This window comes from Mesorhizobium metallidurans STM 2683 (assembly GCF_000350085.1).
Classification (GTDB): domain Bacteria; phylum Pseudomonadota; class Alphaproteobacteria; order Rhizobiales; family Rhizobiaceae; genus Mesorhizobium; species Mesorhizobium metallidurans.
On the sequence record NZ_CAUM01000058.1, the window covers coordinates 1 to 21,531 of the forward strand.

General features: G+C 61.5%; 20 protein-coding genes, 1 tRNA gene and 1 pseudogene. 6 read left to right on the plus strand and 16 right to left on the minus strand.

The features are described 5' to 3' along the window. Positions 1 to 76: 76 nt before the first annotated feature. The 7 genes from MESS2_RS10140 to MESS2_RS10170 form a co-directional block, all read right to left on the minus strand. On the minus strand, positions 77 to 955 hold the full coding sequence (locus MESS2_RS10140; RefSeq protein ID WP_008874109.1) for a 3-hydroxybutyryl-CoA dehydrogenase: 879 nt from the start codon (positions 953 to 955) through the stop codon (positions 77 to 79). Positions 956 to 1,074: 119 nt separating this feature from the next. Then, positions 1,075 to 2,004 carry an electron transfer flavoprotein subunit alpha/FixB family protein gene (locus MESS2_RS10145; RefSeq protein WP_008874110.1) on the minus strand — a complete coding sequence of 310 codons (930 nt, stop codon included), beginning with the start codon at positions 2,002 to 2,004 and terminating at the stop codon, positions 1,075 to 1,077. Between the two features lie 157 nt (positions 2,005 to 2,161). Then, a complete protein-coding gene (locus MESS2_RS10150; RefSeq protein WP_008874111.1) occupies positions 2,162 to 2,911 on the minus strand; it encodes an electron transfer flavoprotein subunit beta/FixA family protein in 750 nt (249 codons plus the stop codon). A gap of 179 nt (positions 2,912 to 3,090) precedes the next feature. After that, positions 3,091 to 3,888: a rhomboid family intramembrane serine protease gene (locus MESS2_RS10155; protein ID WP_008874113.1), complete on the minus strand. Its 798-nt coding sequence runs from the start codon at positions 3,886 to 3,888 to the stop codon at positions 3,091 to 3,093. A 25-nt stretch (positions 3,889 to 3,913) separates the two neighbouring features. After that, positions 3,914 to 4,495: a cob(I)yrinic acid a,c-diamide adenosyltransferase gene (locus MESS2_RS10160; RefSeq protein WP_008874114.1), complete on the minus strand. Its 582-nt coding sequence runs from the start codon at positions 4,493 to 4,495 to the stop codon at positions 3,914 to 3,916. Positions 4,496 to 4,523: 28 nt separating this feature from the next. Further along, positions 4,524 to 4,715 (minus strand): twin transmembrane helix small protein, encoded by a 192-nt coding sequence (locus MESS2_RS10165; RefSeq protein ID WP_008874115.1) that lies wholly within the window; start codon positions 4,713 to 4,715, stop codon positions 4,524 to 4,526. A 24-nt stretch (positions 4,716 to 4,739) separates the two neighbouring features. Further along, on the minus strand, positions 4,740 to 5,606 hold the full coding sequence (locus tag MESS2_RS10170; protein WP_008874116.1) for an SDR family oxidoreductase: 867 nt from the start codon (positions 5,604 to 5,606) through the stop codon (positions 4,740 to 4,742). A 48-nt stretch (positions 5,607 to 5,654) separates the two neighbouring features. Here MESS2_RS10170 and MESS2_RS10175 point away from each other — a divergent pair, with 48 nt between their 5' ends. Further along, positions 5,655 to 6,515 carry a YihY/virulence factor BrkB family protein gene (locus tag MESS2_RS10175; RefSeq protein ID WP_008874117.1) on the plus strand — a complete coding sequence of 287 codons (861 nt, stop codon included), beginning with the start codon at positions 5,655 to 5,657 and terminating at the stop codon, positions 6,513 to 6,515. On the opposite strand, the gene MESS2_RS10180 is transcribed toward MESS2_RS10175, so the two are convergent. Both MESS2_RS10180 and gluQRS read right to left on the minus strand, forming a co-directional pair. Further along, complete coding sequence (locus tag MESS2_RS10180) at positions 6,485 to 7,387, minus strand: DMT family transporter (protein ID WP_008874118.1); 903 nt, start codon at positions 7,385 to 7,387, stop codon at positions 6,485 to 6,487. The genes MESS2_RS10175 and MESS2_RS10180 overlap by 31 nt on opposite strands. Positions 7,388 to 7,524: 137 nt before the next feature. Continuing rightward, positions 7,525 to 8,400, minus strand: a complete 876-nt coding sequence (gene gluQRS, locus MESS2_RS10185; RefSeq protein WP_008874120.1) for a tRNA glutamyl-Q(34) synthetase GluQRS — start codon at positions 8,398 to 8,400, stop codon at positions 7,525 to 7,527. 92 nt (positions 8,401 to 8,492) lie between these two features. Here gluQRS and MESS2_RS10190 point away from each other — a divergent pair, with 92 nt between their 5' ends. The 3 genes and pseudogenes from MESS2_RS10190 (at position 8,493) to MESS2_RS10200 (ending at position 10,356) form a co-directional block, all read left to right on the plus strand. Further along, the gene (locus tag MESS2_RS10190; protein WP_008874121.1) at positions 8,493 to 9,134 is read left to right on the plus strand and encodes a DNA-3-methyladenine glycosylase family protein; all 642 of its coding nucleotides are present in this window, start codon (positions 8,493 to 8,495) and stop codon (positions 9,132 to 9,134) included. Between the two features lie 129 nt (positions 9,135 to 9,263). Next, positions 9,264 to 9,821, plus strand: coding sequence for an HNH endonuclease (locus MESS2_RS10195; RefSeq protein ID WP_008874122.1), 558 nt, complete (start codon positions 9,264 to 9,266; stop codon positions 9,819 to 9,821). 77 nt (positions 9,822 to 9,898) lie between these two features. After that, positions 9,899 to 10,356, plus strand: a pseudogene (locus MESS2_RS10200) (hypothetical protein). A gap of 11 nt (positions 10,357 to 10,367) precedes the next feature. Here MESS2_RS10200 and MESS2_RS10205 read toward each other — a convergent pair. The 4 genes from MESS2_RS10205 to pstS all read right to left on the minus strand — a co-directional run bounded on the left by MESS2_RS10205 (position 10,368) and on the right by pstS (position 14,646). Beyond that, positions 10,368 to 10,886, minus strand: coding sequence for a disulfide bond formation protein B (locus MESS2_RS10205; protein WP_040592641.1), 519 nt, complete (start codon positions 10,884 to 10,886; stop codon positions 10,368 to 10,370). Positions 10,887 to 10,963: 77 nt separating this feature from the next. Next, complete coding sequence (locus MESS2_RS10210) at positions 10,964 to 11,551, minus strand: YqaA family protein (protein WP_008874126.1); 588 nt, start codon at positions 11,549 to 11,551, stop codon at positions 10,964 to 10,966. 162 nt (positions 11,552 to 11,713) lie between these two features. Then, positions 11,714 to 13,444, minus strand: coding sequence for a Na/Pi cotransporter family protein (locus MESS2_RS10215; protein WP_008874127.1), 1,731 nt, complete (start codon positions 13,442 to 13,444; stop codon positions 11,714 to 11,716). 98 nt (positions 13,445 to 13,542) lie between these two features. Further along, positions 13,543 to 14,646, minus strand: coding sequence for a phosphate ABC transporter substrate-binding protein PstS (gene pstS / locus MESS2_RS10220; RefSeq protein ID WP_008874128.1), 1,104 nt, complete (start codon positions 14,644 to 14,646; stop codon positions 13,543 to 13,545). Positions 14,647 to 15,051: 405 nt separating this feature from the next. Here pstS and MESS2_RS10225 point away from each other — a divergent pair. Then, a tRNA-Leu gene (locus tag MESS2_RS10225) sits at positions 15,052 to 15,136 on the plus strand. A 301-nt stretch (positions 15,137 to 15,437) separates the two neighbouring features. On the opposite strand, the gene MESS2_RS10230 is transcribed toward MESS2_RS10225, so the two are convergent. From MESS2_RS10230 to MESS2_RS10240, 3 genes are read right to left on the minus strand one after another with little or no spacing between them, the layout of a single operon-like run. Next, positions 15,438 to 15,638 carry a hypothetical protein gene (locus MESS2_RS10230; protein WP_008874129.1) on the minus strand — a complete coding sequence of 67 codons (201 nt, stop codon included), beginning with the start codon at positions 15,636 to 15,638 and terminating at the stop codon, positions 15,438 to 15,440. A gap of 32 nt (positions 15,639 to 15,670) precedes the next feature. After that, positions 15,671 to 16,951, minus strand: coding sequence for a GNAT family N-acetyltransferase (locus MESS2_RS10235; protein WP_008874130.1), 1,281 nt, complete (start codon positions 16,949 to 16,951; stop codon positions 15,671 to 15,673). Next, positions 16,951 to 18,351: a lipopolysaccharide biosynthesis protein gene (locus tag MESS2_RS10240; protein WP_008874131.1), complete on the minus strand. Its 1,401-nt coding sequence runs from the start codon at positions 18,349 to 18,351 to the stop codon at positions 16,951 to 16,953. Before MESS2_RS10240 ends, MESS2_RS10235 begins: the two co-directional genes overlap by 1 nt. 255 nt (positions 18,352 to 18,606) lie before the next feature. Here MESS2_RS10240 and MESS2_RS10245 point away from each other — a divergent pair. Next, the coding region (locus MESS2_RS10245) for a class I SAM-dependent DNA methyltransferase (protein WP_040592644.1) at positions 18,607 to 21,531 on the plus strand (2,925 nt) is incomplete at its 3' end.

Sequence of the window (21,531 nt, forward strand, 5' to 3'; positions counted from 1 at the left end):
TCTATCTATCTGTTATCTATTTGTTTTAGCCGCAATTTCTGCGACGCCAAGTGATTTCACTTGGCTGCAAAATGCTTTAGCGCGTCGGAACGGGATGCTCGCCGCGATAGTCGTAGAAGCCGCGCCCGGTCTTGCGGCCGAGCCAACCGGCCTCGACATATTTCACCAGCAGCGGGCAGGGGCGGTATTTCGAATCCGACAGGCCGTCATGCAGCACCTGCATGATCGACAGGCAGGTATCCAGCCCGATGAAATCGGCAAGCTGCAGCGGCCCCATCGGATGGTTGGCGCCGAGTTTCATGGCGGTGTCGATGGCGTCGACCGAGCCGACACCTTCATAGAGCGTGTAGATCGCCTCGTTGATCATCGGCAGCAGGATGCGGTTGACGATGAAGGCCGGAAAATCCTCGGAGACGGTGATGGTCTTGTCGAGCTGCTTCACATAGGCCTTCGCCGCCTCGAAAGTCTGGTCCTCGGTGGCGATGCCGCGCACCAGTTCGACCAGCTTCATCACCGGAACCGGATTCATGAAATGAATGCCGATGAAACGCTCAGGCCTGTCGGTCTGCGCGGCGAGACGAGTAATGGAGATCGAAGAGGTGTTGGTCGCCAGGATGGCTTCGGGGTTGAGCTGGGGACAGAGCTGGGCATAGATCTTGCGCTTGACCGTCTCGTCCTCGGTCGCGGCTTCGATCACCAGATCGGCGCCGGCAAGGTCGGCCATGGCGGGTGCTGCCGAAATGCGCGCCATCGCGTCGTTGCGCAGCTTCTCTTCCAGTTTGCCGGAACCGACCTGGCGGGCCATGTTGCCGCTGACGGTGGCGATGCCCTTCTCGATGCGATCAGGAGAGATGTCGTAGATCAGCACCTTGTAGCCCGAAAGCGCGGACACATGCGCTATGCCGCCGCCCATCTGGCCCGCGCCGATGATGCCGATCGTCTCGATCTTGCTCATTACACCGATCCCGTCGAAAAAGGCCTTTGCGGCCTGCTTTTTGTGCGGTGCAAAGTAAAAGGGTGGTGCAGCTTCGTCTACCCCACCCTTCACAATTTAATACGCTTTGGCAGAAAGCGTCAAAGCGCCTTTTGCAGTTCCGGCAGGATGACGAAGAGATCGCCGACGAGGCCGTAGTCGGCGACCTGGAAGATGGGGGCTTCCTCGTCCTTGTTGATGGCGACGATGACCTTCGAATCCTTCATGCCGGCGAGATGCTGGATGGCGCCGGAGATGCCAACGGCGATGTAGAGATCCGGGGCCACGACCTTGCCGGTCTGGCCGACCTGCCAGTCGTTCGGCGCATAGCCGGCGTCGACCGCGGCGCGGCTGGCGCCGACGGCGGCGCCGAGCTTGTCGGCGACCGGCAGGATGACTTCCTGGAACTTCTCCGAGGAGCCCAGCGCGCGGCCGCCCGAGATGATGATCTTGGCCGAGGTCAGCTCCGGACGGTCGGTCTCGGAGAGCTTGTTTTCGACAAAGGAGGAGAGGCCGGGATTGCTTGCGGCCTTGACGGTCTCGACCGCGGCCGAGCCGCCCTCGGGCGCTGCCTGGAAGGAGGCGGTACGCACGGTGATCACCTTCTTGGCGTCGCTCGACTGCACGGTCTGGATGGCGTTGCCGGCATAGATCGGCCGCTTGAAGGTGTCGGGCGAGACCACTTCGATGATTTCGGATACCTGCGCCACGTCAAGCAGTGCGGCCACGCGCGGCGCGACATTCTTGCCCGACGATGTCGCCGGCGCGACGATGGTGTCGTAGGAGCCGGCTATGCTGACGACGAGCGCCGCCAGCGGTTCGGCGAGGCGCTCGCTCAGTTCGTCGGCCTCGGCGAGCAGCACCTTGGTCACGCCCTTGAGCTTGGCGGCGGCATCGGCGGCGCCCTTGGCGCCCTTGCCGGCAACCAGCACATGCACGTCCGAACCGATCTGCAGCGCCGCCGACAGCGCCTTGGCGGTCTGGTCGGAAAGCGTCGCATTGTCGTGTTCGGCAATCAGAAGAATAGCCATTATGATATCCCTGACTTTCGTTTTCGAGACTCCCTGAAATCCGGTCAGGCCGAGTCGAAAACGGTTGGTTTCGAGAACCGGAGCGGAGCGTACTTCAGTACGTCGCCTCGGCGAGCGGAGAAACCGGCCGTTTGCAGGCCGGCCTCATCGGATTTCCTTACAGCACGCCGGCTTCGTTCTTGAGCTTGTCAACCAGTTCGGCGACGCTCTTGACCTTGACGCCAGCCTTGCGGCCACCCGGCTCCTCGGTCTTGAGCACCTTCAGCCGAGGCTTGACGTCGGCGCCGAAATCGGCCGGCGATTTCTCGTCGAGCGGCTTCTTCTTGGCTTTCATGATGTTGGGCAGCGAGGCATAGCGCGGCTGGTTGAGGCGCAGATCGGCGGTGACAATCGCCGGCATCTTCAGTTCCACCGTCTGTAGGCCGCCATCGACTTCGCGCGTCACCTTGGCCTTGTCGCCATCGATAACGACCTTGGAAGCAAAAGTGCCCTGCGCCCAGCCGAGCAGTGCGGCCAGCATCTGGCCGGTCTGGTTCGAGTCATCGTCGATCGCCTGCTTGCCGAGAATGACGAGGCCGGGCTGTTCCGCCTCGACCACGCCCTTCAGCACCTTGGCGACGCCGAGCGGCTCGGTCTGCTCGTCGGTCTTGACCAGGATGGCGCGGTCGGCGCCCATGGCGAGCGCGGTGCGCAAGGTCTCCTGCGCCTGCTGCGGCCCGATCGAAACGACGATGATCTCCTCGGCCTTGCCGGCTTCCTTCAGCCGGATCGCTTCTTCCACCGCGATCTCGTCGAACGGGTTCATCGCCATCTTGACGTTGGCGAGTTCCACCGCCGAACCGTCAGCCTTCACGCGAACCTTCACATTCGCATCCACAACCCGCTTCACGGGCACAAGGATCTTCATTTTGCCTGTCACCTCTCTTGAGATAGTTCGCGCGCTATAGCAGCCTACGCCTGTGCAGAATTGTCGAAAGCCGACATTCCGGACGGAATTCTGGTCTTCAACCGCCTAGGCGGTGGCGGAAACGCTTCCGTAGTTGCGACAAACCTGCACGTCAATATGCGCTAGCTACTCAAATCGGTTCAGTCCGGAGCCGACGCGCGCCCCCAGCGCGGTGCCGGCTGTGCTGCAGGCGGCTCGCGGGCTTCAGGCCATGGAGCAATGAGCGCCGGGTCGGTCGCCACAGCGGGCGCCTCATCCGCGGCGGCGAGAAGCGGTACGCCGCGTCTGCGCAAGATCAGCACCAGCGCCGCCCCGGCGATGATGCCGCCGACATGGGTGGCCCAGGAAACCTGATCCTCGCCGCCCGCGGCGAACATCACGACCTGGAAGATGATCCACAAAATGAGCGGGATGAAAGCCGGGATACGCAATGGAATGCGGGCGAAGGCCAGCACCCATACCTTCACCCTGGGATAGAGGATCAGATAGGCGGCGACCACGCCGGCGATGGCGCCCGAGGCGCCGATCAGCGGCACTTGCGAATCCCAGGCGACAAGGCCCTGGAAGAAGGCGCCGGCGATGGCGCAAAGCAGATAGAAGATCAGATAGCGGACGTGGCCGAGCGCGTCTTCGACATTGTCGCCGAACACCCATAAAAACAGCATGTTGCCGCCGAGGTGGAAAATATCCGCATGCAGGAAGGAATAGGTGACGTAGCTCAAGCTCTCGGGGATCACGACAAACTGCGGCGCCAGTTCCACCTTGTCGTGAACGACGGACGGAATGAAGCCGAGGCCGAGCACCGCCGCGTTGGCGAATGCCTCGCCGCCGAGCGTGGTGGCAAGGTAGATGAGCGTGTTGACCACGATCAGGCCGATCGTGACATATTGCAGCCTGATGTGGCGCAGCTTGTTGGTGTCGTAGAGCGGGATAAACATCGGACCCTCCCGCTTTTTGCGAAATTCAGCGGTTCTTGCCGGGAATCCATAGCACGTCGGCGTTTCCATTGTCATTGACCGCGCGCGCGGCGACGAACAGAAAGTCCGAGACACGGTTTATGTATTTGATCGCCTCGCGGTTGACAGGCTCGGCCGGATCTTGCGCCAAAGCCACCATGATGCGCTCGGCACGCCGCGCCACCGTGCGCGCGAGGTGAAGGGCGGCTGCGGCCGGCGTGCCGCCGTTAAGTACGAAGGATTTGAGCGGTTCAAGGTCCTTGTTGAGAAGGTCGATGTCCTTTTCGACACGGTCGGTCTGCGAGGCTGTGATGCGCAGCGGCTCATAGCCGAGCGGCTTGCCGTCGTCGGGCACCGCCAGATCGGCGCCGAGGTCGAAGAGGTCGTTCTGGATGCGGGAAAGCATGGCGTCGATCGATGGATGCGTCGTTGCGGTATGGAGGCGAGCCATGCCGATACAGGCATTGGCCTCGTCGACCGTGCCGTAGGCATCGACACGCGGATCGGATTTCAGCCGCCGTTCGCCGGTGCCGAGGCCGGTGGTGCCGTCGTCGCCGGTACGGGTATAGATCCTGTTGAGCTTGACCACGCTCTGCCTCCCGAACTCGCCGGTTGTCTTATTTGCGGGTGAACCAGACGGCCAGCATGATCAGCACCAATGCCACGAACTGCAACAGCACGCGCGCCTGCATCAGCTTGTTGGAGGTCACGCCGTCGCCGCCGCGCATCATGTTGATGAGGCCGCGGACCAGCACGACCACCACGGCGGCCATGACGAGAACGGCGAGGACATTGAAGACGGTTGCCATAGTGGGGTTCCAGTTCGATTGCGTTCAGGCGCGTTTGGCAAGCAGGCGGTAGAGCATCGATGCCGGCAGGATGCGTTTGAGGATCACGCCGATCCTGGCCGGCACTGTTACCACATAGTGCGGGCGGGGGCGCCGCGACAGAAGCGCATGGCGCAAGGCGGCATAAACCACTTCCGGACCGGGCTTCAGGCGCGACGTGCTGCCGCCGGCGCGCAGCCTCTCCAGTTGTGACTTGTAGGCGAGGCGGTGGACGGAGTTCTCATAGTCGATGTTCTTCAAAAACCATACAAGCCCGTTGCTGGCGATCTTCGATGTCACCGGCCCCGGCTCGATCAGCGAGACATGAATGCCGCTGCCCTGCAGCTCCTGGTGCATACACAGCATCAGCCCTTCGACCGCATGCTTGGATGCCGCATAGGCGCCGCGAAAGCGCAGTGGCGTCAGGCCGAGGATCGAGGAGCAATGAACGACACGGCCATGGCCCTGGCGGCGCATCACGGGCATGACACGGCGGGTGAGGTCATGCCAGCCAAAGACATTGGCCTCGAATTGCTCCCTGAGCGCAGCAACGGGCAGGTCCTCGACGGCGCCAGGCTGTCCGTAGGCGCCATTGTTGAACAGGGCATCGAGCCGTCCGCCGGTGCGCTCCAGCACCGACGCCACGAGGGCCTCGATGGATACAGCTTCGCGGTAGTCGAGATAGAAGGCCTCGATGCCGTCAGCTTCGAGGGCAGCGATGTCGTCCGGCTTGCGCGCCGTCGCGAACACCCGCCAGCCATCCGCCTTCAGCGCCCGGGCGCAATAGGCGCCTATCCCGGAAGAGGCGCCGGTGACGATGACGGTGCGCAACTCTTCCGCAGTGGGATTCGTGGTTTGACCTAGGGTTGCCATTTGCCGCAATCCCTTCCCATATTCGCGGCGTCGAGACAATCGAAGGGAATGCGGTTCTTGTTGCGGAACATTGTCGCCCTGCGCCGCGTGCTCTATGACGCGCTCGGCCATTTCAATACCGATGACGGCTGGGCGATGGCCAGCCATCTGGCGATCACGGCGCTGATGGCGCTGTTTCCGTTTCTGATCTTTGCCACGACGCTGGCCAGTTTCTTCGGTGCGCAGGCTTTCGCCGAGACGGCCGTGAATATCGTCTTCGACACCTGGCCGGAGCAGATCGCCAAGCCGATCGCCCGCGAAGTGCTCAACGTGCTTACCGTCCGGCGCACCGATCTGTTGACCTATGGCGTCGTGCTCGCCGCTTTCTTCGCCTCGAACGGCATCGAGGCGCTGCGCACCTCGCTGAACCGCGCCTACCGCGTCTCCGAAACGCGCGGCATCATCTACCGCCGGGTGCAGAGCATCGCCTTCGTGCTGATCGCCACGGCAGGCTTCCTGGCGATCAGCCTGCTGCTGGTTCTAGCGCCATTGCTGGCACGACTGGCCGAAGCCAATTTCGAATGGATAAAACCCTATATGGGCACGATCACGCTATGGCGTTACGTCATCGCCTCGGCCGTTATCGTCGGCGGCCTGTTCGCGGTGCATTTCTGGTTGCCGGCGGGCAAGCGCCGCTTCGTCTCGATCGTACCGGGCATCCTCTTCACACTGGCCGCATGGCTCATCGGCTCAACCATCTTTGCTACCTATCTCGACCATTTCTCGTCCTATGTGACGACCTATGCCGGCCTTGCCTCGATCATGATCGCCGTCGTCTTCCTCTATATCGTCTCGGCGATCTTCATCCTCGGCGGTGAGCTCAACGCCGCGATCAGCCGCTATCTCGAGGCGCGCGCCCGGGTTGGCTGATTCCTGATCGGCTGAGCGGTGGCCAGGCCGACGCCGAACGTCGTGATCGCCATGCCGACGATCTGGACAAGGTTCAGGTGCTCGCCGAACAACGCCCAGGCCATGAGCGCGGTGACCGCCGGAACCAGGTAGAACAGCGAGGCGACTTTCGACATCTCACCATCGCGGATCATCATCATCAAAAGGAAGATGGCGCCGATCGACAGCACCAGCACCAGCCATGCCATGGCGAAGATCAGCTCGCCATTGGCGGTGACCGTGCGCGTTTCGAAGGCGAGCGAAGCCAGGGTCATCAGCGAGGCGCCGCCGACATATTGCCACATGGTGGCCGCCACCAGATCGCCGCCGGAGGCAAAGCGCTTTTGCCAGATCGTGCCGGCGCTCATGCCAAGCACCGAGACCAGCGAGGCAGCCAACGTCTCTGATGTCACGCCGCCGCCAATCAAGCCGAGCTTCGGCCACAGCACAATGATCACGCCGACCAGGCCGATGCCGAGACCGGTCCAGTGGCGCGGCAAGATGGCCTCGCCGAGGAACTTGCCGGCAAGCACAGCGGTGATCAGCGGCTGCAAGCCGACGATCAAGGCCGACACCCCGGCGGGCATGCCCCTGTGGATCGCCCAGAACACGCCGCCGAGATAGACGCCATGCATCAGAATGCCGGCGCCGGTCGCATGCAGCGCCTCGGCGCGGCTCGCGCGCCGCGAACCAAGTGCCGCCATCAAGGCAACCAACAGGATGGCTGCCAGGATGAAGCGTGCGGCGAGGAAGGTGAAGGGTTCCGCCCACGGCATGGCGTATCGCGCACCGATAAAGCCGGTCGCCCACAGGACGACAAAGGTGGCGGGGATGAACTGCTTGATGCTGTGCATTTTCCGGAAGACCGCCACGCTGGTGAGAGTTGACCGGGCGATGCTCTAATGCGGTTCAATCCGGGGCGCAAAATGAAACGATTGATCCATACGTCATTCGAATTGAACGCATAGCGAACCCACATTCTCTTCGAGGATCAGAGCCCGACCAATTTTCTGACATCGTCCGGCGAGGCGCCAGCCTCGCGCAAAGTGGCAAGGCCGGTGTCGCCAAGGCTCTTCGACAGTTTTCGTCCATCTGGACCAAGGACGAGACGATGATGGAAATAGGCCGGCTGCGGCAGGCCAAGCACTTCCTGAAGCAGGCGCTGGACGCCAGTCGCGGCATAGAGGTCCTTGCCCCGCACGACATGGCTGACGGCTTGCAGCGCATCGTCGACGACGACAGCGAGATGATAGCTGGTCGGGACGTCGCGGCGCGCCACGATCACGTCACCCCAATCCCGCGGCCTGGCCTCGATTTGTCGTGTCGCGGAAAGCGTCTCATCCGTAAATTCTGTCCAAGACAGGGCCTTGCCGACATGCGCCATTGCGGCATCGACATCCAGCCGCCAGGCGAAAGGTGCATTCCCGGCAATCCGCCGCCGGCGTTCCTTCACCGGGAGTGCCTTGTCGGCGGCGGGATAGAGCGGTACGCCGTCCGGGTCGCGCGGCCAGTCGCGGCCGCGCTTTTCCCTGTCGGCAATGAAGGCTCTGATCTCGCTTCTGCTCATGAAGGCCGGATAGACGAACTCTTGCCCGATCAGCCGGTCGAGCGCTGCCTGATAGTCCGTAAAATGCCCGGACTGGCGGCGTACCGGCTCTTCCCAGCCAAGCCCGAGCCATTTCAGGTCACGATAGATGCCGGCCTCGAATTGCGGGGTGCAGCGTGTCGTGTCGATGTCCTCGATGCGCAGCAACAGGCGCCCGCCGGCCGCTTTTGCCATCTGCTGGTTGAGCAGCGCCGAATAGGCGTGGCCGAGATGCAGTTCGCCATTCGGGCTCGGTGCGAATCGGAATGTCAGGAGTGTCATCTCTCAGGCGGCAATCGGATTGTCAGGCACTTTAGCCGGTTGCTAGTTTGTGCCTGGTTAGGTCAGCCACTTTGCGCCGGGAACAAGCACTCATGCAACGCATCGCCAATCTTGACGACATTGCGGAAGGCCTCGATGCGCTTTGCCTGATCGATCCGCGCCTGGAAAGAGTGCGCTGCATGGCCGGCGAGGTGCCGCTTCGGCTGTCCGAGCCGGGATTTAGAAGCCTTGCCTCGATCGTCGTTTCACAGCAGGTGTCGCGTGCCAGCGCCGACGCCATTTTCGGGCGACTGACAAAGCTCGTCGATCCGCTGACGCCACAGGCCATCCTCGTCGCCGGCGAGGATACCTTTCGCGAAGCCGGCCTGTCGCGGCCGAAGCAGCGTGGCCTGGTCGCCATTGCCCAGGCCGTGGCTGATGGGCTCGACCTCAACCATCTCTGTTCGCTCGATGCCCCCCAAGCGATCACGGCTATGACGGCCGTGCCGGGCATCGGGCCGTGGACGGCGGAAGTCTATCTGCTGTTCGCCGCCGGCCATCCCGATGTTTTCCCCGCGCGTGATATCGCGCTACAAACGGCAGTCGGCCACGCGCTCGGCATCGACCCGCGTCCGCCGGAGAAAACGCTGATCCAGATCGCCGAATCATGGAGCCCGTGGCGAGGTGTCGCATCGCGGCTTTTCTGGGCTTACTATCGCGAAACAAGGGGCAGAGACGCTACGCCCCCGGCCTGAAATCGCAAAAAAGCATTGAAATCATGCATTTTTGACACTTTGGGCGAGCGACAATCCGCTTCACATCCCTGTCATGTCGGGCTTACAGTATCCGCGCCGACCGGTTCTAGAACCAAGGAGACCAATGAAGTGACGGTTGCCGTATCTCCGGATGGGCTCCCAGCGCTGGTGCTGAATGCGGATTACCGTCCGCTCAGCTATTACCCCTTGTCGCTCTGGTCGTGGCAGGACGCGATCAAGGCCGTGTTCCTGGACCGGGTGAACATTGTCGCCGAATATGAGCACGCCGTGTCGTCGCCGACCTTCTCGATGAAGCTGCCGAGCGTCGTCAGCCTGAAGGCCTATGTGAAGCCGTCGCGGCATCCGGCCTTCACCCGTTTCAACGTCTTCCTGCGCGACCGTTTCCAGTGCCAGTATTGCGGCACGCCGGAGGATCTGACCTTCGACCATGTCATCCCCCGCCATCGCGGCGGCGCGACGACGTGGGAGAATGTCGTCGCCGCCTGCTCGCCCTGCAACCTCAGGAAAGGCGGGATGATGCCGGCACATGCCAAGATGTGGCCGCTGCAAAAACCCTACCAGCCGACGGTGCACGATCTGCACAATAATGGCCGGCTGTTCCCGCCCAACCATCTGCATGAAAGCTGGATGGATTATCTCTACTGGGATGTCGAACTGGAACCTTGAGATCGTTCGATAATTCGGGAGGCTGGCCGCCTGAAGCTATTTTCTGCGCTTCCCGTGCTCACGGTTTTGGCTACGGCATGTATATCCTGAAGCACGGCATCAAGAAAAATCCGCAAAAACGGTGGGCACTGCCAGACCGCATCTTCTTCGGTCACGGTGCGTGCCATATCCTTGCTGGGACTTTCCTTGAGCTCGGCCCTCTTGAAGGGTTTTATGCAGAGCGCATCATCCCGGACGAGGATTTTTCCGGCAACCATATCTATGTGACGAACGGCACCGTCGCCTTCGACTATCACGGCTATTCTGACCGCCGGCGACTCCTCGAACATCACAGAAAAGGATGGACCTCGAAAAACGATGGGTGGGCTGCACGATCGAGAGAGTCGATTTCGATTTACTGGATACAGCCGAGCTGAACCAACGCAAAATGTTGGGCCCGAATCAATATCTGTATGATCCCATCCCTCGTGCCCGCCGGTTCATCGATCGCGTGGACCACACTGAGGCGGCGGAGAGGGCGCTCCGAAGCACTTGAATTCCGCTGGCTCAATCCCGGGCGAAGGCGCTGCGGAACGCGACCACTGCAAGCACAAAGCTGGCGATGGCGTTCCAGCCGGCCAGCGACAGGCCGAGGATACGCAGCGCCGCCTTGTCGCAGGAGGGCGGAACGAATTTGTCGAGCGCGTCAAGCACGCCCTTGCCGCCGGTGTCGACCGATCCGGCGCCCGCGGTGCAGTCGGTCGGTCCCTGCCACCAGGCCCATTCGACGCCCGAATGGTAGACGCCGAGATAAAGGCCATAGACCATCAGCAGGCCGCCGACCGCCAGCAGGCCACGCGTCAGCCATGCGGGTGCGCTCAGCACCGATGCGAGCACCGCCAGCAGCATCAACGGCACCCCGATGTAGTAAGGCGTGCGCTGTTCCAGGCAGAGATAGCAGGGGATGTAGCCGCCGAGATATTGGAAGGCCAGCGCCGACCCAACGGTGGCGGCCATGGCGACGGCGAGAAACAAGGCCGCTCGCATGCGTTGACGTCCGGTGTCGGGATTTACAGTCGCTGTCATCGATCTTCTGTCCTGGTTCGCGCCCACTCAGCCTTTTCGCCATGCATGTCGTTGTCCCAAAACCGCTGCGACATGCATCAGATGGCGTATTTGACTGTTATATAGAGCAAAATCAGGGCAGCGGCGGCGGCGCTCGCAATCAGGCCAAGACGCTTTTCGATGAACTCGCGGATCGGCTCGCCATAACGGCGCAACAGCCAGGCAAGAAATAGAAAACGAGCGCCGCGCGCCACGATGGCGAGCAGGATGAACAGCAGCAGAGGCGTGCCGATGACGCCGGAGAGGATCGTCACCACCTTGATCGGCGGCAGATGAGCGAGGCCGGAGGTGATCAGCATCAGGACGATGAAGCCGGTGCCCGCCCTCGTGCGCAGCGCCTCGAAGTCGTCATACTTGCCGTAGAATTCGAGGATCGGTTTTGCCACGGCGTCATAGGCATAGTGGCCGATGTACCAGCCGGCGATCCCGCCCAGCACCGAAGCGAGGGTGGCGACCAGCGCATAGCGATAGGCGCGATCGGGCCGCGACAGCGCCATGGGCAGATACAGCACGTCGGCCGGCACCAGGAACACCGAGCTTTCGACGAAAGCGATGATGGCCAGCCACCATTCGGCGGATTTCCTTGCCGCCAGCGACAAGGTCCAGTCGTAAAGTCCGCGAAGCATCGGCACTCCTGTTCAGACGAGCCGTCTGTCTAGAAACATTTTCCGCGCCGCACAATGGCTGTAGCTTCACGAAATCGAAAGACGGTGTCGGGCATGCCGCCCAAACGCGAAAGCGGTATCGCCGGATGGCGATACCGCTCGCAACCTTCGTCTTGCGTCTGCCTATTCGGCCGGAACCGGGCTGAGGCCGGCGTCGCCATACGGGCGCGGCTTGTCTTCCTTGCGTGCCGATGCACGGGCGACCACGCTTGCGCGGTTGACGGACTTGCGCTCGGCATCGATGCGGCGGATCAGGATTTCCGCCCGCTCGATCGAACCGAGCAGGGCCAGGATCGTGCCGCGTTCGCCGGCTCCCGCGTTCGGTCCCAGCGCCAGCGTGCGGGCACGCAACTCCTCGACCTCCGGGAAGCTGACATGGCCGGCCGGCATTTTCGGGTTGGCAATGCCGTAGTCGGGCAATATCTCACGCAGCGAGGCATCGAGCTTGTTCAGCGCGACTTCGACGATGGCTTGAGCCGGACCGCTGAACTTCTCGCGTTTGACGCGCCGGGCCACCTGGTGCATCGATTCCGTCAAGGCGGCCGTGAAGTCCGCTTCCTCGATCAGGCTGGCAATCAGGTCGAGCTGTTCGTAAGGCAGATCCTCCTTCATCAGCGCGGCGGTGTAGGCTCGGATATCGCGGCTGAGGATATCGGTTGCAAGATAGTGCTCGCCCGGATCGGACGGTGCTTTCTTCGACCCGCGTGCGATGTCGAGGAACATCGCGCCGGCTTCGAGGTGACGCGCCGTCTCCTGCTGCACGGCGGGAACGGCCTTGGCAAAGTCGCTGGCGAGCTTGCGATCGAGGAATTTCGGCGTCGAGAAATCCTCCGCGTCCTCCGCGTCCGTGTGGCCGACACGCGACAACACCCGCTCGAACACGCCGATGAAAGGAAACAGCAACAGCGTGTTGAAGACGTTGAAGAAGGTCGAGTAGAGGCCGACCGCCACCGGCACCAGGGGAAAGGTCTCCTTGCCGTCGACGATCACCGGAACGGCCGGATCGCCGCCGAAGAACTGCATGGCCCATTCCAGTACCTGGATGGAGACGAAGAACAGCGGGATGGTGATGCAGACGCCTATGATGTTGAACGATATGTGGGCGTAAGCGGTTCGCTTGGCGTTCTTCGAAAGGTTGAGTGAAGCCATCCACGACGTGATCGTGGTGCCGAGATCGGCGCCGAGCGAGAAGGCGACAGCGGTCGTCCAGTCGAGAATGCCAGCGGCGCCAAGGCCCATGACAATGCCGATCGTCGCCGAAGACGAGTGGATCATGGCCGTGACGCCAGCGGCAATGAACACGCATTTGAGAAGGTTGAGGAAGGAATCGGCCTTGAGGGTTTGCAGCAGCGACATGACTTCGGGCAGGTTGCGCAGCGGGCGCAGGCCGCCTGTCATCAGGTTCAGGCCGTAGAAGATCAGCGCGAAACCCATGCAGGCGAGCGCTATGTTCTTGACCTTTTCGCTCTTGGCGAAGCAGTAGACCAGCGAGAACACGCCAGCCAGGATCAATCCGAGCGGACCGAGCGGCAGGGCGATAAGTCCGTTGCCAAGCGTGGTGCCGATGTTGGCGCCCATGATCACGCTGATCGCAGGCCGCAAGGCGATGACGCCGGCATTGACCAGGCCGACGACCATGACGCTCATCGCGGTCGACGACTGGATGACGCCGGTGATCAGCGTTCCCGCCAGCACGCCCTTGATCGGCGTTCCCGCCGCCTTGGCGAGAAAATCGCGCATCCGGTTGACCGAGAGTGCCTGGATGCCGTTTGCCATGAAGTCCAGACCGAGCATGAAAATGCCCAATCCGCCGATCACCGGCACGAGGATATCCTTGAAGATATCTATGTCCATTTCACGCTATCCCCAAACAAGTCGCCATTGCGACACCGACACGAAGTTCAGTTGCTGCCCGAAGTGGCTTGGCGCCGAGCCTCGGCCCTCGTTCACCCTCAGTTTGCGAGAGCGGCCCGTCCTGCCCAGTACTGCTCGATCTGGTCGACGAGCGCTTTCGGCAACGGCACGTAGCCGAGTGCCGCGGCGTCGCCTGCGCCTTGCGTGAAGGCTAGCCTGAAAAGGTCATGCACGCGGCGATAGCGATGTTCCGAACGCCCCGAAACCTGAACGACCGCGAACACCGCCGTGCTGATCGGATAGGTTGCATCGCCGTCACGATTGGTGAGTGAGGCGTAAAAATCGGTCGTTTGCGCCCAGTCGATAGATGTCGCGGCAGCCTGCACGCCCTCCGGCTCCGGCTTGACGAACTTGCCGGATCTGTTCTCGATCAGCGCGTAGGAAAGGCTTGCGCGCTGGGCCTGGCCGGATTCGGCATAGGCGATCGCGCCTTTGGTGTTATTTACGGCTCGAATGAGGTTCTGCGTACCTTCCGCATCGGCGCCGAGCGGCCACGAGATCAGCGTATTGGCGCCGTATTTGGTCTTCCATTCCTCGCTGACCGCCGACAGATACTCCGTGAAGACAAAGGTCGAGCCGGAACCATCCTTGCGGTGTAGAACGCTGATCCTGAGATCGGGCAGCGTCAGATCCGGATTCGCCGCCTTGATCGCAGGATCGGACCAGTTCTGAATCTTGCCCAGATAGATGTCGGCCAGAAGCGGCCCGGTCAGGCGAAGGCTTCCTGGACCTATGCCGTCGAGATTGACGACGACGGCGATGGCGCCCATCACAATCGGAAACTGCTGGCGGCCGTCTTTCTTGAGGTCGGCGGCATTGACAGGCGCATCTGTCGCGGCAAAGTCCATCTCCAGCCGATCGAGACGCAGGACGCCGGCGAGCGAGCCGACGATTTCGTAGTCAACCTTCCAATCGGGCGAAATATAGTCGCCGCCATCGGCGCGGGCGTTCTCGTAGGCGGCTGCCCATTTGGCGATGACCGGCGCGGCCAGGGTCGATCCGGCGCCGCGAATGGGCTCGGCCCGGGCGGCGGGGCCGGTCAGGGCAACGGCCAAAGCAACGGCAAGGGCGATGATGCCACCAGCGAGCTTCGGCCATGCGCTGCGCAATGACGCGGTACTTGTCGGGTTTCCTGAAAACATCGTTCGACCCCAATTATACTACAAAAATACTTGAAGAACTGCGAATTTCAGTAGAAAAATCAGTAGATCATATCCCCCCCGCGCGAGGTAGGCCTCCAGCCCAAAGAGGACAAGATCGCTCCTATTTCTTATTAACTTTTCTTAACGATTGGATGACAGGGATCGCTTCTGCCCGGATCTTTCGGGGCACCAGGGCTTTCCAGTCGGATGCGCTTAACCGCCCCACTGGCTTCAGATCGAATGAAGCCTCATCGGCGGCCAAGTCTTTTCGAGCCGATCGTCAGCGTGGCAAAACCGGGCCTGACTTCGAGGTTGTGCGCCAGCTTTGCGGTCGTTGCGAATTGGCCAGTTGACGAACAGGCCTCCGACCGTATAGTCCGCGCCCATCCAGGCCGTCCGGCCTGAGCCCCTATGGCGGAATTGGTAGACGCGCTCGACTCAAAATCGAGTTCCGCAAGGAGTGCTGGTTCGATCCCGGCTAGGGGCACCACCCTTCGCTCTTCGAGCTTCGGGTGGCAGGCCACCCGGGCTCGTTAGAGCAATTCCAGGAAAAGTGCGAAACGGTTTTCCGTCCGGAATTGCGCAAAAACAAAGAGATAGAGCGGTTCGGCGTTTCCGTGAAACGATGAGCCGCTCTAGACGAAGGAGTGTCCTCCGAAGCCTTGGCGAAGGAGGACTGTAGACGGTTCGATTCAGGGCCGCTGAGGCGCACCACCCTTTTTTTCGACGAGCACACTGGCTCACGCCGACGGGCATTTTCCGCATGTCGAGGCTTGCCGACAATCGGATGATCAGCCGGCCTCTGCCCATAGTATGGTAAATAGCCAGAAAAAGCCCATCAACATCGCGCCAACGGCTGGTACGACCAGAGTGTATCCCAGCAGGGCGAGACCCGCCTTCGGGCTGCGATCGATGAACGCACCCACCAGCCAGCCGATCGCCGCCAGCGCGAAGATACCGTAGATGAAGGCGGTCCAGATCTCGTTGCTCATGGATTATCCTTGCCTGAGATCGTCATCCGGGTCTACCGCCGCCCCAGCAAGCTCCGCATCCGGTTGCGCAGGAGGCGCGCCATGTTGCGGGTCTCGCGGTAGAGATGAAGCTGTGACGCCGCCTGGCGGGCGAGGCGGTCGGCGTCCGGCGTAAGCCCGATGACCAGCGTGCCCATCGGCTTGCGCTCCATCCACAGCCTGCTCATGACAGGATGGTCGGGCACGGCGCAGGAATCGGTCATCATGATGTTGGGGTCGTCGAGATGCTGCCTGGTCACCTCGATCATCAACAGCGTGCCCGGCGAATAGGTGGCAAGCGTCTCGTCATAGGCCGTCTTCCAGGTGTAGGCGACGCCGGCCTCGACGAAGACGATCAGGCTGGCGATGGTGCGGTCGTCGAGCGTCAGCGAATGGATGCGGCACAGATCCTGTTCGGCCAGCCTGTGCACGGCCTCGCGGGCGAAGGCGGCGCGGTAGCGGTCGATGGCCATGGCGGTGCGCTCGCGGCCTTTCCAGCCCGCCGCCTCCAGTGTCAGGAAGCTTTCTATGGCATGGCGGATATTTTCCGGTCCGCGCGCCACCTGATGCTCCAGCCTGCCGAGGTCGGCGAGGCGGCGCTTCAGGCGGCGGAATTCGCGATAGTGGTGCGCGCGCAGCGAGGCCTTCAGATATGCCTCGTCGTCGAGTTGGCTTTCGAGCACCGGACGTTCGGCCTTGCCCGTGATGACCAGCGTCAGGCCATGCGTTTCGGCGACGCTGGCAAAGAGGCTGGCCACCGGGCCGTCGAGCCTGACGTCGGGCAGGACGAAGACCTTCGGCAATTTGAGATGCGGCCGCGACAGCATCGCGAAGAAATCCTCGATGACGCCGACCGGGTCGTCGCGGTCGACCAGCGGCGTGCCGATCGGGCCGAACGGGCTCGACCAGGTGCGCATGACCGGGACGCCGAGCGGCACGCCCGGCCGCTCCACCGAGAACGGCACCAGCAGGCGCAGCCGGTTGCGGTATTCGTCGCCGTCGCGGATCACCGCCAGCCGCACCTCGCGGTCTTCCAGCCTCGGCATGGCCGGCGCCAGGAAACGCGGATTGAAGAAGATGTTGGGCTCGATCGTGCGGGCGCAGAGATAATCCAGTTCCTCGACCAGGTCGAAGCCGGCGGAGGCCGGATAGATGGCGAGCTTGCGCTCGGGGCGATTGTTGGCCAGGATTTCGATATGGGCGGGATCGGCCTCGCGGGCGAGCCCGGCGAGGCCGGACATCATGGCCCCGGCCGGACCGCCGCTGGTTTCCTCGAGCAAGGGGATGGCAGCCATCACGCGGCTCCTTTGGCGGCCAAGAAAATAGCCATGACGATGCCGAGCTTGCGCCAGACCGTGAAGGACAGCGCGGCTGCCTCGAAGATCATGGCGAAGGCGGTGGCCATGGCGGCGCCCCACAGGCCGAAAAGCGGGATCAGCACCATGTTAAGGCCGATGTTGAAGGCCAGCGTCATGGCGTAGACGGCGGCGCAGATGTTCTGGTTGCCGCTCATGGTGAGCAGGCTTTCGCAAGGGCCGACGGCGGCCCGCGCGACGACGCCGAAGACCAGCAGGAACAGCAGCGGATAGCCTGAGGTGAAATCGGGGCCGAACAGGGTCAGCATCGGCTCGCCCAGCACCAGCACCATGAGCGCCATGGCCAGCGACGGCCAGAAGGTCCACGACACCGTCTCGCGGGCGAAGGCGGCGAGTTTTTCCGGTTCGCCATGGGTGAACTGCGCATAGCGCTGGGCGACGCCCGCCTTGACCGCGAAATAGACGAAATGCACCAGCGCCAGCGTCTTGACCGTGGCGAAATAGACGGCGACGTCGTCGGGGTCCATATAGGCGCCGACCATCAGCACGTCGGCGTTGGTGAGCAGGAAGAAGAAGCTCTCGACCAGGAAGATCGGCAGCGACACGATGAACCATTGCGCGAAATGCACCTTCATCGGCCCGGCCGGGATTTTTTTGTCGATGCGCGACGTCACGCCAACGAGCTGGCCGAGCGTGGTGGCATAGGTGGCGGCAATCGCGGCGAAGATCGCGGTTTTGGCGTCGGGCGCGTAGCCCAGCAGAAGCATCAGCGCCATGAAGGCCAGGATCAGCACCGGCCGTATCAGAAAGGTCGGCGACAGCGCGAACAGCGCCCATGAATTCGCCCGCGCCAGCCCCTGCACCAGGTCGGACATGGCGATCATCGGCAGCAGGATGAGGCCGAGGATGAAGGGCACGACATAGTAGTTTTCGATAAAGGGCGAGAGCAGCCAGACGCCGAGCGCGCCGAGGGCTGCGATCGCGGTGGAGGCGATCAGCACGAACAGGCGGCTGGTCATCACGATGCCGCGCAATTCGGCCAGCATGCCGCGCTCGCTGTATTCGGGAATGAAGCGGATGACCGAGGTATGGAAGCCGAGGCAGGCGAGGTTGCCGACGATGACCATCGTCACCCAGACGAGGACGAAGATGCCGTATTCGAACGAACCCATCCAGCGCGCCATCAGCACCTGGCTGACGAAGGCGATGACGGCGCTGACGATGCGGATGGAAAAGGCGATGAGCGACATGCGCCCGGCTTCGCCGCGCTCGTCGGCGGTGGACAGCACGGCGTCGATGCGGCCAAGCAACGGCTTTACGCGCAGCGCAAGGCGCTGCGGCAGGAACCGCCCGGCTGTCGTCGCCGCGGAAAAGCGCACCCAATACTCTCCGTTTTCCGCCTCTTTTCTGGGTTTGGGTGTAGCGAAGACAGATTAAGAAACGGTTGGGTGGGGTGGAGTGCTCCCTTCGCCCCGTTCACGGGGAGAAGGTGCCGGCAGGCGGATGAGGGCAGCGCCGGCTTATGAAGGTTTGCGCTAGGGATAAACAGGACGCGGTTATCGAGCACATCAGCGCCGATACGCGGTTGCTGTTGAAAGTGAATTCTGTTTTTCTCGCCACCAGCGGGGGAATACGTGCAAGTCGAAGAATTCATTCACAGGTGGACGGCGCGGGAAGGTGGCGCGGAGCGCGCCAACTACCAGATGTTCCTGTCCGAACTCTGCGACGTCATCGGCGTCACACGGCCGGAGCCTGCCGGCGCCGAACGCGAACACAACGACTATGTGTTCGAGCGCGCGGTCAGGACGCGCGACAGCGATCCTGTCGCCTCGTCAAGGCGCATCGACCTCTATAAGAAGGGCTGTTTCATCCTGGAGGCCAAGCAGTCGCGTCTGCCCGGTGCTAAGAACGCCGTGCCCGGCCAGCAATTGTCGCTGCTCGAAGAACCGGAACAGCTCGGCCGCCGCAGCGTAGCTCGCGGCTGGGATGTGATGATGCAGAACGCACGTAAGCAGGCGGAAACCTATGTCTTCCTGCTAGATTCCAACCACCCAGCCCCGCCATTCGTCATCACGTGCGACGTCGGCAACGCCTTCGAGATCTACGCCGATTTCACCGGCACGGGTCGCGCTTACGGCCAGTTTCCCGACCGCAAGGGGTTCCGGATCTACCTGGAGGACCTGCGCAAGGCGGAGATGCGCGAGCTGCTGGCCAAGATCTGGACCGACCCGCTGTCGCTTGACCCGGCGCGTGAATCGGCTCGCGTCACCCGCGCAATCGCCAAGCGGCTGGCCGAGGTGAGCAAAGCGCTGGAGGCACGCGGAAACAATCCTGAGGACGTTGCGCAATTCCTGATGCGCTGCCTGTTCACAATGTTTGCGGAAGATGTGGAACTGCTGCCTACCGATAGCTTCAAATCGCTCCTGAACAAGAGCGTGACTGACCCATCCCACTTCCCGCACCGACTGAAGATGTTGTGGCAGGACATGGATCGGGGCAGTGACTGGAGCGCGTCCATAGATGCGAAAGTACGCCATTTTAACGGCGGTTTATTCAAAAGCACCACTGTGTTCGAGCTAGGACGCGAAGAGATTGGCGAGTTGCTTGCCGCCGCGGAGTACAAATGGACCGAGGTCGATCCGGCAATCTTCGGCACATTGCTCGAACAGGCGCTGGAGCCGAGCGAGCGCAAGAAGCTCGGCGCGCACTACACGCCGCGCGGCTATGTGCAGCGGCTGGTCGAGGTTACCGTGATGGAGTCGCTGCGCGACGACTGGCAGAAGGCGCTGACCAAGGCTGAGGCCGCCAAAGACCAAGGCGACGATGCCAAGGCCATTGAGATCGTACGAGGCTTCCATCATCAGCTTTGTTTGACGCGCGTGCTCGACCCGGCGTGCGGCACCGGCAATTTCCTCTATGTCAGCCTGGAGCTTATGAAGCGACTGGAGGGTGAGGTGCTGGAGACCCTGGCCCGACTCGGCTTCAACGAAAGCCTTGGGTTGGAGCGCGAGACAGTCGATCCGCATCAATTCCTCGGGCTGGAACTCAACCCGCGCGCTGCGGCGATCGCTGAACTGGTGGTGTGGATTGGGTATTTGCAACAGCACTATCGCACCAGGACAGGGCATCCGGCAGAGCCAATCTTGCGGGCGTTCAAGAACATTAACTTTGGCAAACGGGAAGGCTATGACGCCGTGCTGACCTGGGATGGCTATCCCATACCCACGGTCGGGGAGAAGGACGGCAAGCGAATCGAGACGTTTCCGAACGCGCGCCGGCCTGACTGGCCGGAGGCGGAGTTCATCGTCGGGAATCCACCGTTTATTGGTAAAGGTGAGCCAATGCGTTCCGCCCTCGGCCAGTGCTACTTGGAATCTCTGTGGTCAGCGCATTCGCATATGAACGAAAGCGCGGATTTCGTCATGTACTGGTGGGACCGGGCGGCAGAATTGCTCACACGCAAAAAAACTGCATTGAAAAGCTTTGGCCTCGTCACCACAAACTCGATAACCCAACTCTTCAATCGGCGGGTATTAGAACGGCACTTGGTTGCGAAAGACCAAATCTCGATCACATTTGCGGTCGGCGACCATCCATGGACTAAGGCCACGACAGATGCGGCTTCAGTTCGAATCGCGATGACTGTTGCTGTAGCCGGAAACAAAGATGGAAGGCAGTTTGAGGTAACGCGCGAAAGCGGTCTCGATACTGATTCTCCGAAGATCGAATTCGAGATCAATTCGGGGCGGATCAATTCTGATTTGTCAGTTGGTACTGACATGACGCACACGTCAAAGCTAATGTCCAATGAGGGATTGGCAAATAATGGAATGCTTCTAGCAGGCCGTGGTTTCGTTGTATCGCCATCAGAAGCAAAACTACTTACGTCCAACCCCGGTCAGTACATCAGGCCACATGTAAATGGACGAGATTTGATTACCGGCAAGGGTCAGCGTTTTGTAATCGATCTTTTCGATCTAACCGCCGAATCCGTCCGCTTGAAACTGCCTAACATCTATCAGCATCTGCTAAATACCGTCAAACCTATCCGTGAACAAAACAACCGTGAAAGCTACCGCCGAAAATGGTGGCTTTTTGCAGAACCTCGTAGGGAATTTCGCCCCGCCCTTGAAGGATTGACCCGCTATATCGCCACTACGGAAACGACTAAGCACCGGCACTTTCAATTCCTAAATGGCAGTGTAGTACCCGATCACATGGTGGTCGCGTTCGCTTTTTCAGATGCCTACCCGTTGGCAATATTGTCCTCGCGATGTCATGTTTTTTGGGCGATACGTGCAGGCGGTTGGCTCGGTATTGGCAACGACCCGCGTTATTCGAAATCCCGCTGTTTCGACCCATTCCCATTTCCGGATGCTCCGGAAGACCTCAAACAAAAACTCCGCGACGCCGGCGAGGAACTCGACGCCTTGCGCAAGAAGGTGCTGGCTGAGTATCCCGATCTGACCCTGACTGTACTCTACAATGTGCTGGAGAAGCTGAGGGCTGGCGCGGTTCTGACCGAAAAGGAGCAAGGCATAAAGACATGTGGGCTAAGG